Origin of the sequence: Anaerocolumna sp. MB42-C2 (assembly GCF_030913705.1) — a bacterium.
Taxonomy (GTDB): Bacteria; Bacillota; Clostridia; order Lachnospirales; family Lachnospiraceae; genus Anaerocolumna.
This window is the reverse complement of record NZ_CP133190.1, coordinates 3,772,168-3,786,112: the sequence shown is the minus strand read 5'-3', so window position 1 is coordinate 3,786,112 and position 13,945 is coordinate 3,772,168. Positions and strand designations below refer to the sequence as shown.

Genomic DNA, 13,945 nt, shown 5'->3' with positions numbered 1-13,945 from the left:
TATATATGCGAAACACAACACTAATTCTTCCGCAAGTAATTAAGCTTATAAACTATGCAACAGCCCTATATTAATTAATATCTTTTAACACAAAACAGAAAAACAATTACTTATAAGTTATTGTGCTGAATTTGCAACAGCCTTTTCAATTGATGTTACGAAGTTTTTGATGTCAATTGTTACAGAACTTGTTAAGTCAGCAGTAGTAGGAGCGCCTTCTTCATTAACAGCGATTCCTTTTAATTCATCAACTGTCTTACCAACAGCATACTGAGCAAAGGTATTTGCTTCTTCATACCATTCTTTACCAAGTCCGGATGCTTTCTTCATGCCATAAGCTTCTTTTAACTCATCTTTTGTCTGAGGAGCTACTGTAATGTCATTTGTGATTTTACCGGTTGCATCGAAGTTTACAATACCCTGGGAAGCATCAATAAGGCAGCTTGTGATTTTACCGGTTGCATCTGAAGTAGTTACGATATAATAAGAATAAGCCTGAGCTACACCATCAGCATCAGCTGCAGCATCTTTGGAGTTTTCCATATTGGTTGTAACACCAAGACCAAGTTTATCAGCATCTGTAGCACCTAAATCCTGTGCATTGGCAACTGCTTTTTCTACAGCGGCAACGAAATCACCGATATGTACTGTTACAGATGATGCTAAATCAGCATCAGTAGGTACGCCTTCTTCATTCACTGCGATCCCTTTTACTTCGTCAACAGTTTTACCGGTTACATAATCAGCAAAAGCATTTGCTTGTTCAAACCATTCTTTACCGATACCGGAAGCAGATTTCATACCGTAATCCGCACCAAGTTCTTGTTTTGATTTAAATGATTCAGCAGATGTAGTTAATTTACCTTCTTTAGAGAAATTGATCTTTGTTTGAGCCATATCAAGTTTGCAATCTAAGATTTTACCATCCTGGCCAACTGTTACAGCCACTACTACGGAATTTGTCTGGTTTACACCATCAGCATCAGCAGTTGCAGATGTAGATGAACTGATATCATTGATTACTGCAAGACCAGTTTTAACCGGTGTTCCGGTGCTGGCTGTTTCTTCTTCTGTTGCAGCCGTATCTTCTGTTGTTGCAGCTGCAGTTGTTGGTTCTACTGTAGCTGTTGTTGCATCACCATTCGTCTGTGATGATTTGCTGCCGCATCCAGTAATCATTGTAACCACTAGAATTAAGCTAAGTAATAAAGCTGATAATTTCTTCATATAATATTTCCTCCTAAATATTTTTTTTATTTCAATCCGATTCTGATTAATTAAAGAACCGGAAGAATAAACCTTAATTGCTAAAATACAACATATTGACAAAAATCCTACAAATTAAACGTATATAAATCAAACGAATCAGCATCTCACTTCCAGTATTTTTATTTAACAGAGGAGTTCAGAAAATCTTCCTGTTAAACAAAAACGCTGATTAGAATCAGCAAAACGTTAGTACCCATAATAATTATAAAATTTTTGATAGACAATATAAATGTAGTGGATTTCTCCTGTTTGTTATAAAATTTATTAATATTCCTCTGCACTGCAAATAAAGTAAGCAAGGATAGCAGACAAATGGGAGATAGTATCTTAAATACAACCATAATAAAAACTGCAGCATATGTCCCATAATAAAGCAACGCAAACAGCGCAAGTGCTTTTTTACCGATGTAATAGGGCAATGTATGTCTTTTCACGGCAATATCTTTTTCCAGATCACAGATATTGTTTGCCAGCATAATATTTGCTGTTGAGCAAAAAGGTATAACAGCAAATAGCAGAAGTGTCAAAATTGGTACTACCTGTAATGTAAAAGAAATCGTACTTAAACTTAAACTAAGTGTAATGTAAGTACCTTTTGGTGTATTTATATAGAATATAATAAACGGAATTAAAATTCCGTAAAACGCTCCGGACATAACCTCACCTAATGGTTGTCTGGATATGGGAACTGGGCCGTAAGTATATAAAATACCGCATAAAAAACAGACTCCGCCGGTTATCAGAATGACCATATCAGTAAAATAAGCAAGCGTTAAACCAAGTAAAATACTTGCCCCTAATAAAATATAAATCAAAACCAAAGCCGTTTTTCTTTCAAAGGGTAATATTTGCACATTACCCGGTAATATTTGCTCATTACCCTTTGAATCAATATAATTATTAATAGCGGTTGTAGTTAAATCAAATAAAAACATGGAAACAAAAAACAGTAACGTAAGCTTCCAGTCTATTACCTGTCCCTGATACATAAGAAAAGCAATTGCCATTGCGAATGTAAAAGTACTGGTTATTTTCGTTCTGATCTCAACATAGTTTAAGAACTTTCTAATCATGAATCTTCCTCATATTCATCTGCCAGGTTATCATCTTTTCCATATACCCTATAATTAATACGAATTCCATCGTTTTAGTAGCCTTTAAAGTCTGATTCTGGTATTCGTATGATTTATTATAACAGGTAAGTATAATATTATTCAGAATCGTCTAATCAGATTGCTCTTGCCGCTTTGCTTAATATGGTCATAAGTTTCTCTTTTTTATTATCTGAAACTTCTAAACCATTTATTATTTTTACAGCCTTATTATAATATTTTTTCACTACCATATGAGTAAAGTTCAATCCTCCGGCTTTTGAAACCGCCTCATTGATTTCAGTTCTTGATATACCGGAATTTGCTGCCTTTTCACTGAACCCGCTTATATTTTTTAAAGCATGTATAAGGGGGAGGGTAATTACTCCCTGTTCATAATCCGATTGCACCGGTTTTTTTGCTGATTCCATCGTATCTTCAAAGTCAATACAATCATCCGTTAATTGAAAAATCATACCTATAAGATACCCTAATTGTTTATACTTTCTGCATTCTGACTTATCACAGTCAGAAAAAATTGCGCCTGCATGAAAAGATGCTTCGAATAAAGCTGCCGTTTTACCGGAAATAATTTTTAAATACTGATATACGGATAAATTTAAATTGGAATTGTTAATATGCTGGTTTAATTCACCCAGGCATACTTTCCCCATATAGTCAGGCATATCTAAATCCAGGTAGTCCTGTTTACCTGATATGGAACCTGCTAAATTCAGCGCCGCACACAAGAGATAATCCCCGCATATAACTGCGGTTCTTTTTCCGTATTTTTTTTGAAGAGTTACATCACCTCTTCGTAGATCCGCATTATCAATAACATCATCGTGCACCAGGGTAGCAAGATGCAATATTTCTATTGCAGCTGCTATTTTAACGGCATTCGGGTGAACCATCCCGTTTTTATCTTCTGCACAAATAATTACAGACATTGCACGGATGTACTTTCCCCTTGATGCCATGAGATGTTTGGTGTATCCCCTGATTATAAGCGGTGACTTGGATAAAACCGTATCCGATTCCTTTTTCACAAGCTCAAGCGCATCATCAAATTTTATCAACTGAATCGTATCATTCACTTTTGTTTTATCATTAATCATTATAAATGTACAACTTTCTTACAAGTGGTATTCTCTTCCATAATTTCTTAAGTCCAGGCATTGCATAATAATCAAGTCCTAAGGATCTTCCGCCTCCGATCAATACTGCTATAGCGGCAAAAATCATCCAGAAAGTATTTAAATATAATCCGGTTGTCGTTACAAACATAAAATTTAGTATTAGTGAAAATGCTGCTGCAGGAGCTGTAAATAAACCTCCCATTAATGCCAGACCGATTAGAATTTCAGATAGTACAATAAATATCTGCATTGCAATCTGTACACCGGAATTCGGCAGTATTAACGTTTGGACAAACCAGTTCATAACCGGAATATCTAATTTAAATGCATAGTCACTGATTGTAGAACTTGCTAAATCTTTACCGGTTACAAATATAACTTTAACCAATCCCAAGATATCCCAATGAACTAAAACCTTACCAATCGCATCGGCAACTGCTCCTGCTGCATCGGCGGCAGCTCCTGTTGCTGCTGTTACCGCATCCGCTGCGGGTGCTGCTTTTTCCGCCGCTGCTGTGGTAGCGCTTGATACGGCATCTGTACCGCCTGGGGTATTTGTGATACCTAATATGCTGTTATACCATGAATTTGCGCCACCGAAAAAGTCAGTAAGCATGGCCTTATTAAACCAGCCCTCTGCAATCTTCATAATACCTTCAAAAACCCAAACCGCGCCAAGCCATACTCGTAAAGGAACAAGCAAAAAGCTAGGGGTTCTGTTGGAGAAATGACCTCCTACAAAACTTCTGCAATTTCTAATCGTAAAGAATTCGTGTTTTACGTAACTGAATATTTTATTCCATCCAAGAACCTGTATAAAGTAAATGATATTAATAAAATGTTTTGCAAACATTGCAAGGAATGAAGGCAGGCTGAAGAAATGCCCCGGCAAACCAACATGAGCCACACCATAACGTCCGCCGATACTAACCATAACCCCATGGAAAGCAGGTTTGTAAACTTCCATCTTACCTTGTCCGTTAATCGCACATGTTATATTATGTGCGGCCACATCTGCACATTGCTCACAGTTTTCTACCATCTGAGGAACCGGACGTTCTTCTCCTTCCGGAATATAGAACATATTATCACCGGTAATATATACATTTTCATTCTTGGTGGAACGCAGGTAAGAATCTACCTGAACACGTCCGCCTCTGGTTATCTCCAGCGCGCTTCCTGAGTTCTGAGTAACATCCGTGCTTTGGATACCCGCTGCCCAGATAACGGTACCTGCTGTATTGTGTAATATTTTATCATTCTGCTTTAATTCAATATAGTCAGTTCCAACACTGCTTACAGTAGCATTCATAATCAGCTGAACGCCCATTTTATCCAAACGTTTTGCAACTTTATCCGATAACTTCTCGGGCAGATTCGGAATAGGTCTGCTTAACCCGTCCACATCAAACATGGTTACATCACTTTTATTAATACCGTATTTTTCACACAGAATCGGTACATATTCTGCTAATTCACCAATCATCTCAACACCGGTAAAACCTGCACCAACCACATAGAAAGATAACATCTTTCTTCTTTCTTCTGTATTTGGTTCACAAGCTGCTTTGCGAAACGTATTATGAATATGATCTTTTAATATAACAGCATCCTCATAAGACCATAATTTAAACGTATATTCTTCTGCACCCGGCACACCATAATAAGTAGGTTTGGAACCCGCTGCCAATACTAAAATGTCATACTTATAGGATGCATTGGAACCAATTACAGTTTTACCGTTATAATCTATACTGGTTACGGTATCGAGCTTTACATCAACGTTTCTTCCTGCAAAAACCTTTGTCAGGCTGATCTTTATACTGTCCTCATCTACACGGCTGGCTGCTACTTCATGAAGCTCTGTCAGCATAGTGTGAAATGGATTCTTATCAATGATTGTTATACTTACGTTACTGTTTTTCTTAAATTTTTTGGCTAATTTTTTAGCCGTAAGGATACCGGAATACCCTGCACCGATAATTACTATCTTTTTCTCCATCTTCTTCTCCTTCGCCAAAATTACAGATGAATTGTATCAAATTTATTTGCATCCGTCAATTGTATTTGTTAAAATATTAATCATCGATTTCATACTTTGTTACTGTTCACTCTCCTGCGAAAAACTGTGAACAATAACCAAATTTTTTCAAAAATCGACAAATACAATTTTACGCATTTTTTTAATGATACCATTATAACATATAATTTAAAAATTTAATACTCTTTATTCAACAAAAAATTTAATCATCTGCAAACAATTACCTTAATATTGCAGAATTGTCAAACAACTCTAAAAAAATTTGTTATTTCACTTAGAAATTCTCGGTAACGTTAAAAGGAATCGGTCCTTAAACCGGTTCCTTTTTATGTCATCCTATATCTACAATTCTCAATTTTCTTTAGAGGCTGCATTTCACTCATAAAATTACTTAATAGATCTGGCTGTATTTTGATTTATGAAGGTATTTTTCTTTTGTTGCCAAGCCTCCTCTTATATGCCTTTCAGATTTGTTGAGGTCCAAAACGACTCTGGCTCTGTTGGCAAGGGATGGATTAATCTGCCCAAGACGCTCTGTAACGTCTTTATGTATGGATGTTACAGAAACGAACGTTTAGAATGTTTACCAAATTATTGATCATAAACTATTGACTTGGGTGTAAACATTTACCAGTAATATAAAACTTAATAAAACCTCTTATCCTGATATATAATATCCCAGTTCATATCGGTACATACCTGAATACATACCTCCGCAATCTCAGGGTCATAATAGATACCGGAATATTTCTTTATTTCTTCCAAGGCATAATTTATACCTAAAGCAGGTTTATATGGCCTGTGGGCTGTAATAGCTTCTACAACATCGGCAACTGAGATAATCTTTGCTTCCAGAAGTATGTCTTTTCCTAAAAGCCCGTTCGGATAACCGCTGCCGTCTATCTTCTCATGATGCTGTAAAACAATATCTGCCACCGGCCAGGGAAATCCTATTTTGCTCAATATTTCATATGCAATTGCCACATGTGTTTTGATTAATTCATATTCTGCATCCGTTAACTTATCCGGTTTTGCTAAAATTTCCGATGGTATTCCGATTTTTCCTATATCATGAAGCATAGCCGCTACGTACAGCCCCTCAAAACGTTCTCTTTCCAGCTTTATTTTCGTAGCAATTCTGCATGCCAGATAAGCAACTCTTCTCTGATGCCTGGCTGTATAAGTATCTTTTTTTTCTATCAGTAATCCCAGTGCCGTTACTGTATTCATAAAATACTTTTTTTCAACCGGTCTTATCTTTGGGTTTCTGATCATTTCTTCTCTATTAATTCTTTGTTGTAGTTCCCAAATGTTAAACTTAAGCTCATTATTAACTGTTATCAGTTGATCATAGGATAGTTTCATCTCTGCATAATTATCCAGAAGTTTATTGCCCATTTCCTGTTCTTTCATCTGTCTGGAGAAAAAATCGCTGAATAAATGAATATTTCGTTCCATAAAATCGATTAATGTATTAAAATCCTTACACTTTCGCTGTGAAAAATCAGATGCAGTATATTCCGCAGATTCAGCCGCTTTTGAAACATCTATACAGGTTTCTTCTTTGATCTCACATAAAAAAATATTAGCAATAACAGAATTCATTATACATACCGGTATTCTATACATCTTTAAACCGCAAATACAACTGATTTCTCTTTCAGACTGTAAACAGGTATCATTGTTTTTCCAGCATTCTCTAATACATAAATTTTGAAACTCTTGATAGTTACACTCGATATTGGAGCATGCAGACATCCATCCGGCATTGTAAATCACTTCCCCGTTTATATCAACAAATGATATTGGTACATGCGTTAACTTATAAAAATCATGTATTGATTTCTCCAATAAATTAACATCAAGCAGTTCCCTGATTTTATATGACATTATAATAACCCCCGACAAAATTGTTATCAGACAATAGACTCTAATATTCTATTTCCTGTTGAAACAAACCCTCCCACGGTTTACATCATTTTTGTAATTTTCTTGCTTTTTAGACAAATTATACCATTATTCTTGCTGTTTAATCAAGTTATATTGGCAAAAAAAATACACAAAAAAGTAAAAGCACTATCAACGGAAGCTGATAGTGCCACAAATTATAACTTATGGTTTTCTTCTTTCATAACAGGATATACCCCCAGATATATATCAATATTCCCATTTATATCTACTTCTACCCTGTCCAGAAGATTTCTGAGTAATAGAACGGAAGCCACATTACTGTCCTTTAAAAACTCCTCCAGATACCGGGGTAAATCAATATTGTATGCAGGAGTATTATAAAGCTTTTTAGCCTCCTGCTCAACCATCCGGTACTCCTTTATTTTTTCTTGTATGGAATTTACCTTAATTTTTAACTCTTCCATAGTTATAAGATCATTGGTATACAATTCCATATACTTCTGTTTTTCTCTGTTTAGTTTATTAATTCTCGCTTCCTTTTCTTTTTCTTTATCGGATGTCCGCTCTTTTCTTTTTAATTTCTTATTATACTCTTTCACAAAAATCCGGCAGGTTTCGGGATTGTTTTTTAATATGGTTATAAAATAATTCTTAATAGCTTCCAGTAATTTTGTTTCTTCTATAGATGTTGAATTATTACAGAAGCAGGTACCCTTGCTGTTACGTCCGTTGCATACCCAGGTTACATATGTATTTTTATAGGTTCTTGCAAGTCTGCGGAACGTTGATTTGCAGTATTTACATTTAATTAGCTGGCTTAATATATATTTATTTGAACCGGTATCTGGGGGGAAGGAATTTATTCGTTTATTACGTATTTCTTTTGCCTTTAAAAAGGTGGTATCCGATATAATCCTCAGGTCCGGATTTGTTACAATCATCCATTGGTTTTCATTCCTGCTTTTTCGTTTGCCGGTTAAGAAATCTTCAATTTCCTCTTTTCCGTTTATTATTTTTCCCACATAAATTTCATTGGACAATATGCGGTTTACCGCATTCTGGGTCCAGGAGCAGTTTCGCTTTGTACGAACTCCCTCCCGGTTTAATAAGGAAGCGATACGGTTTGTACCCATATTTTTATTGGTATAAAGGTCATATATCCGTCTTACCACGTCTGCTTCTTCAATATTAATATTAAGATGAAAATAATCTCCGGTTATCTTATCATATCCATAGATTAAGTTTGGTACCCTTCCATGTTCGGCATTCTGTTTTTTTCCAAATCGGACACGCTTAGAAGTATTGGCACTCTCTTCCTGTGCTATTGCACTTAACATAGTTAGCATAAATTCTGAACTGTCCGAGGAAGTCTGATCATAATTTACAAAAATGACTCGAATATTAAGAGCTTTTAATTTCCTTATACTGGTTAAGAAATCAACCGTATTTCTTGCCAGTCTGGATATATCCTTTATCAGGACGATCTCAAATTTACCTGAACCTGCATCCGCTAACAGTTTTAGTAACTGGGTTCGGTTTTTTATCTTGGTACCGCTTTTCCCTTCATCCGCATAGATATCAACTAAATCATATGCATTTCTCGCCGCATATTCAGCAAAGAAATTCTGTTGGCTCTCCAGACTGTCCAGTTGTTCGTCTTTATTTGTAGATACTCTGCAATAAGCCACCGCTTTCATCGATTGTCTCCTTTCCTTGGTACTTATCAGGCTTTTTGCCTCCCTCGTATCTCATTCCGGTTTGTCCAGACTATCTAATATTAATCTGGCTATAAATTTCGCTGTATCCAGTTCAGAGTTGGGGTTATGAAAAGATATCTGTAGTTCCTCATTTTTATTCTTCCTCCCTTTTGCTTGTCTTTCTGTTTTTGTTTCCTGTCCATTCTGATAATTAAGATGATATTGTTTATTCAATTCCATTTATTCTGCCAATTTACATTTTGTACATACTATGATTGTATTATTTTAGATATGCTTGTTTTAATATGAAATCTTAAGGCTGTCGGATTCCTGCTTTTCTTTCCATAAAAATATGCTCCTCTTGTGGTATACAGTTTTATTATTTAAACCGCATACCGCAAGGGAGCACATCAACCTGGGACTGTTTTTCTCAATTGCTATCCAGGTATTATTGTAAGTATATCTAATATTATTTCCTGTATTTCATGAATGGAACGTTTAAGTCTTCTATAATTCTTTTTTACTGTATATTTTTACAGATAAATTATAGGATATAAACACTGCTATTAATACAATCACCGGGAAAGCAAATCCAAACATTTTCAACTGTTCCATACCGGGTTTTGGAATATTAAAACGTTCTAATAACTTAACCAGCCCCACCACTGCCAAAAAAGGAATTGCAAACACTGCAAACATCATGATTCGCGCCTTTTCTACTCCATATTTAAATAAAATAGGCAATAAAATACTAAACATAAATATTGCTATTAAAGCAATAAAACCACTTGAGAGCAGGTTATCCATTGGATTTTGTATTTTCATAACCACTGACATAATCATTGCTGCTATACCGGATATCACGGTTCCCGTAACTACAGTGAAAAATAAAAATATATATTTTGATAATACGATATCTTTTCTTACAATCGGCATAGTTAAGGCATATTTATCCCATTTTGCTATATCATCATAAGACATGGTTGTTATAACCAGCATAGATGACATCATAACTATCATCCCTACCAAATAGGATGGACTTTTTAGATTAATTGCAAAAAAAGCAAAAAGTATAACGGTTAAACCGATTTGTTTTACGTATTTTCTTATATTATATAAATCTTTAATAAATAATCCGGCCATCCTCCTATTCCCCCTTTACTTTAAATAATATAATATCTTCAATTGACGTGCTGTCAATGATTAGGTCTTTTCGAAAACGTTCCAGTTCTGTTTTATTATCTACCATAACTTCATAACCAAATTGGCTTCTGCGTACACCTGCTATGTGGTTTTTATCCAGCTTATCGTAATCCTCTTTTCTGCAGCGTACAATTCCGTAATTATATATCAGGTCATCTTTACTTTTACTGAATACGATTTTACCCTCATGGATAAAGGTAATATAATCGGCAATTTTCTCTAAATCACTGATTATATGGGAAGAAATCAGAATAGTATGCTCTTCATCCTGAATAAAATCCAGAAAAATGTCCAATATCTCATCCCGCACAATAGGATCCAATCCACTGGTTGCCTCATCCAATATAAGGAGCTTCGCCTTATGGGAAAGTGCCGCCGCGATTGATAACTTCATTTTCATCCCCCGGGAAAATTCTTTAATCGTCTTATCCCCCGGCAGCTTTAACTGGTTTGTGTATTTTTCAAAAGTATTTTCCTCCCAAGTAGAATATATCTTACTCATTATTTTAGATATATGTCCAAGTGTCAGATTGTCATGAAAATAGCTTTCATCAAATACAACTCCGATCTGTTCCTTTATTTTACGTTCCTCCTTAATATGATCCAGGTCAAAAACCCTGATATTACCTGCCTCTTTATGAACCAGATTTAAGATTGTTTTTAAGGTTGTAGTCTTACCTGCTCCATTCTCTCCTACAAAACCCATAATGCTTCCCCTGGGCACAGAAAATGAGATTTTATCTAATTTAAAGTTACTGTATTGTTTCGTAACACCATCTAAAACAATTGCATTATCCATAGTTTACACCTATTGCATATCACAGGTATTCTGCGATACTGCCACAAACAATAAGGAGTAAAAGAATTCACTTGTGGCAACCTTTCTTTCTCTATATTTTCTTTCACTCGTTTTAACATGCCGATGCCGGTAGCAGCATGGCATTACTCTTACTCGTTATAAATTACGTCTAATATAGCATGTAATTCTTCCAGTTTAATTCCGCTTACCTTGGCACTTTCTGCAGCTTTAAGCAAATATTCTTCTATTACTTTAAGCTGTTCTTCCTTAACAAATTCTGTATTTGTTTCTGAAACGTAACTTCCTTTTCCAACCAGAGTTGTAATAAAACCGTCTCTTTCTAAATCTTCGTAGGCCCGCTTGGTCGTAATGACACTGATTCTTAATTCTTTAGCAAGAAGCCTCATTGATGGCAGGGACTGCCCTGACTTTAATTCTCCGCTTATTATCATATTTTTAATCTGATTGGTAATTTGCTCATATATCGGTTTTCCGCTTGAGTTACTGATAATGATCTCCACTTGTTCACTTCTTTCACGTGTAATTATTGTGTATATTCATTATATACAATATATACTTATTTTTCTGTTTTGTCAACAAGATTCTAAGAACTAATAGAAATTACTTCGTCTATCCAGGAATTAAAAACGATTAAAAAAAATCCCAAACTTTTAAGTAAGGGATTTTTAGTAATGCGAAAGTCAAAACAATCATTCTAAGGACTGCTGCGCTGCTTACTCGTAAGACTAAATTAGCACAACAGGCGAAACATAAAAGTAGCCCCGCCTCCTGCGGTATCCTTAAGGCTTATGTCACCGCCATGAAGTTCAACAAGTTCTCTCGCTATGCTAAGACCAAGTCCAAAATGCTTCTTATCATTTCGTGATTCATCTCCACGATAGAAACGTTCAAACACAAGCTTTTTATCTTTTAAACTGATCCCAGGGCCATGATCTTCGATCTCTACTGTAACATAATGCTTCTGGTTATATGCCCGTATCACTATTGTTCCGTTGGGAGGTGTATAATCCATGGCATTATTCACTAAAATAGTAAGTATCTGTTTGATACGTTCTTTGTCACCATACACTTTTTTAAGGTTTTGATCCGACAATTCCAGCGTAAGGTTAAGATTCTTATTATTACCACAGGTACAGAACATATCATAACTTTCGATCAGAAGTGTATCCATATCCACCGGTTCCTTATTAAGACTCCAGGATTTAGAATCTGAAGAAGCAAGTAAAAGCATATCGCTGATAAGACGTGTCATACGATTACATTCTCCTTCGATATGAGGAAGAAACTGCTCTGTTTTAGTGATATCCTCCTTTATGGATAAGATACCGGCTTTTATTACGGTAAGCGGAGAGCGTAGTTCATGGGATGCCGCTGCAACAAAAGCATTTTGTTTTTTCTGTCCTTCTTCTAATGGAGTTAATATTTTTCCGATATACAGCGAACTGATTAAAAAAAAGGCAGCGACTCCAATTAAATCAATAAAAGTAAATAGGATGATTTGTCTGACAAAATTATAGATTCCATATGTATCATAATAAATACCCCTAATGGTTACCCAGTTTTCCTTATCCGAGATAATAGCGGCCATACCCAGTGAAATATAAGGGCTCCTATTACTGAGACTATACACGGGTGTTTTTTTCATGGTATTCAATGGCTGTTTCCGATCAAGGTAAATACCACTTTCTTCTGATTTATTTTTAATTCTGTTTAGTAAAGTATCCAGATCAGGCAATGTTTTCGAATGTTTTATATCAGTGAGAGATCTTCCATTGCTGTCAATGAAAATCAGTATGTGATTTTCCAAATGCATTTTTGATAACCAACTGCTGCTTACTACATTATCCGTACGTATTTTTTCAATAATCTGTTCCATATTTTTTTCAAAAAGCAGACGGATCTGATCTTGATTTTGTTTGAAATTAAGAAGGAATACACCGGCAACAATCGTGGTAAGTATGATGCTGGAGGTTAATCCATATAATAAAACCAGACGACTCTTGAGCTTACGAAACATATCTAATCCTCCAACTGATAACCAACAGAGCGAATCGTTTTAATGGATGCATGGCTATGTACAGATTTTAATCTCTTTCGAAGAAAACAAATAAAGTTATCTAAGTTACCATCCGTAACAAAGCTGTCTGCACCCCATACTCTGGTTAACAGCAATTCTCTGGTCAATACCTGCCCTTTATTCTTAATAAAAAACGCTAAAAGATCACTTTCCCTTTTAGATAAGCTGCAAATTTCATCCCCCCGAATCAACTGTACTTTTCCCTCATTTAGACAGAAATCAGAAAAATAAAATTCGTTTACGTTTTCTATTTTTGTGGGTCTCCTCGCTAATGCACGGATTCTTGCAAGTAATTCTTCCATTTCAAATGGCTTAACAAGATAGTCATCTGCACCAGTATCCAGCCCTTCAATCCGGTTATTCAGATTACTCATGGCTGTAACCATAATTACAGGTGTGGTAATTCTTTCATTTCTTATTTTTTTCAGAATGGTAATACCGTCCATTCCCGGAAGCATTCGATCTAACATTATAATATCGTAAGTTTGTTTTAAACCATAAAATAAAGCATCTTCCCCATTGAAACAAAAATCTGCTTCCATTCCATTCTTTTTTAGTTGGTATTCAATAATAGAACATAATTCCTTATCATCCTCAATCACTAAAATTCTCAAGATTTTAACTCCTCCATCTTTAGAAATTACTTTTATTGCTTTCTGATTGTTTTGTATCATATATTGTGTATTATTATAAATGA

The 13,945-nt window shown here is 35.3% G+C and carries 12 protein-coding genes and 1 pseudogene; all 13 read right to left on the bottom strand.

Annotation, left to right across the window (positions count from 1 at the left end; translation table 11 throughout):
* Positions 1 to 117 precede the first annotated feature (117 nt).
* The 13 genes and pseudogenes from RBU59_RS16825 to RBU59_RS16765 all read right to left on the bottom strand — a co-directional run bounded on the left by RBU59_RS16825 (position 118) and on the right by RBU59_RS16765 (position 13,862).
* Entirely contained in the window at positions 118 to 1,227 is a 1,110-nt protein-coding gene (locus RBU59_RS16825) for a hypothetical protein (protein ID WP_308143664.1), read from the bottom strand.
* Between the two features lie 194 nt (positions 1,228 to 1,421).
* A complete protein-coding gene (locus RBU59_RS16820) occupies positions 1,422 to 2,342 on the bottom strand; it encodes a UbiA family prenyltransferase (RefSeq protein ID WP_308143663.1) in 921 nt (306 codons plus the stop codon).
* 155 nt (positions 2,343 to 2,497) lie between these two features.
* Complete coding sequence (locus RBU59_RS16815; RefSeq protein ID WP_308143662.1) at positions 2,498 to 3,478, bottom strand: polyprenyl synthetase family protein; 981 nt, start codon at positions 3,476 to 3,478, stop codon at positions 2,498 to 2,500.
* Positions 3,471 to 5,501: an NAD(P)/FAD-dependent oxidoreductase gene (locus RBU59_RS16810; RefSeq protein ID WP_308143661.1), complete on the bottom strand. Its 2,031-nt coding sequence runs from the start codon at positions 5,499 to 5,501 to the stop codon at positions 3,471 to 3,473. The genes RBU59_RS16815 and RBU59_RS16810 overlap by 8 nt, the downstream gene beginning before the upstream one ends.
* 430 nt (positions 5,502 to 5,931) lie before the next feature.
* Positions 5,932 to 6,096: pseudogene (locus tag RBU59_RS16805) on the bottom strand (sporulation transcriptional regulator SpoIIID); the annotation flags it as partial.
* Positions 6,097 to 6,185: 89 nt separating this feature from the next.
* Positions 6,186 to 7,430, bottom strand: a complete 1,245-nt coding sequence (locus RBU59_RS16800; RefSeq protein ID WP_308143660.1) for an HD domain-containing phosphohydrolase — start codon at positions 7,428 to 7,430, stop codon at positions 6,186 to 6,188.
* A gap of 215 nt (positions 7,431 to 7,645) precedes the next feature.
* Positions 7,646 to 9,148 (bottom strand): recombinase family protein, encoded by a 1,503-nt coding sequence (locus RBU59_RS16795; RefSeq protein WP_308143659.1) that lies wholly within the window; start codon positions 9,146 to 9,148, stop codon positions 7,646 to 7,648.
* Between the two features lie 51 nt (positions 9,149 to 9,199).
* Positions 9,200 to 9,388, bottom strand: coding sequence for a hypothetical protein (locus RBU59_RS16790; protein ID WP_308143658.1), 189 nt, complete (start codon positions 9,386 to 9,388; stop codon positions 9,200 to 9,202).
* 267 nt (positions 9,389 to 9,655) lie between these two features.
* Positions 9,656 to 10,291, bottom strand: a complete 636-nt coding sequence (locus RBU59_RS16785) for an ABC-2 transporter permease (RefSeq protein ID WP_308143657.1) — start codon at positions 10,289 to 10,291, stop codon at positions 9,656 to 9,658.
* Positions 10,292 to 10,295: 4 nt separating this feature from the next.
* A complete protein-coding gene (locus tag RBU59_RS16780; RefSeq protein WP_308143656.1) occupies positions 10,296 to 11,150 on the bottom strand; it encodes an ABC transporter ATP-binding protein in 855 nt (284 codons plus the stop codon).
* A 149-nt stretch (positions 11,151 to 11,299) separates the two neighbouring features.
* Entirely contained in the window at positions 11,300 to 11,671 is a 372-nt protein-coding gene (locus tag RBU59_RS16775) for a GntR family transcriptional regulator (RefSeq protein ID WP_308143655.1), read from the bottom strand.
* 230 nt (positions 11,672 to 11,901) lie between these two features.
* Positions 11,902 to 13,188, bottom strand: coding sequence for a sensor histidine kinase (locus RBU59_RS16770; protein WP_308143654.1), 1,287 nt, complete (start codon positions 13,186 to 13,188; stop codon positions 11,902 to 11,904).
* 2 nt (positions 13,189 to 13,190) lie between these two features.
* Positions 13,191 to 13,862 (bottom strand): response regulator transcription factor, encoded by a 672-nt coding sequence (locus RBU59_RS16765; protein ID WP_308143653.1) that lies wholly within the window; start codon positions 13,860 to 13,862, stop codon positions 13,191 to 13,193.
* Positions 13,863 to 13,945: the final 83 nt, after the last annotated feature.

Bases quoted from the DNA above. Each gene is read 5' to 3' on its own strand.
- RBU59_RS16825 (WP_308143664.1), bottom strand. From the start codon at position 1,227: ATGAAGAAATTATCAGCTTTATTACTTAGCTTAATTCTAGTGGTTACA.
- RBU59_RS16820 (WP_308143663.1), bottom strand. From the start codon at position 2,342: ATGATTAGAAAGTTCTTAAACTATGTTGAGATCAGAACGAAAATAACC.
- RBU59_RS16815 (WP_308143662.1), bottom strand. From the start codon at position 3,478: ATGATTAATGATAAAACAAAAGTGAATGATACGATTCAGTTGATAAAA.
- RBU59_RS16810 (WP_308143661.1), bottom strand. From the start codon at position 5,501: ATGGAGAAAAAGATAGTAATTATCGGTGCAGGGTATTCCGGTATCCTT.
- RBU59_RS16800 (WP_308143660.1), bottom strand. From the start codon at position 7,430: ATGTCATATAAAATCAGGGAACTGCTTGATGTTAATTTATTGGAGAAA.
- RBU59_RS16795 (WP_308143659.1), bottom strand. From the start codon at position 9,148: ATGAAAGCGGTGGCTTATTGCAGAGTATCTACAAATAAAGACGAACAA.
- RBU59_RS16790 (WP_308143658.1), bottom strand. From the start codon at position 9,388: ATGGAATTGAATAAACAATATCATCTTAATTATCAGAATGGACAGGAA.
- RBU59_RS16785 (WP_308143657.1), bottom strand. From the start codon at position 10,291: ATGGCCGGATTATTTATTAAAGATTTATATAATATAAGAAAATACGTA.
- RBU59_RS16780 (WP_308143656.1), bottom strand. From the start codon at position 11,150: ATGGATAATGCAATTGTTTTAGATGGTGTTACGAAACAATACAGTAAC.
- RBU59_RS16770 (WP_308143654.1), bottom strand. From the start codon at position 13,188: ATGTTTCGTAAGCTCAAGAGTCGTCTGGTTTTATTATATGGATTAACC.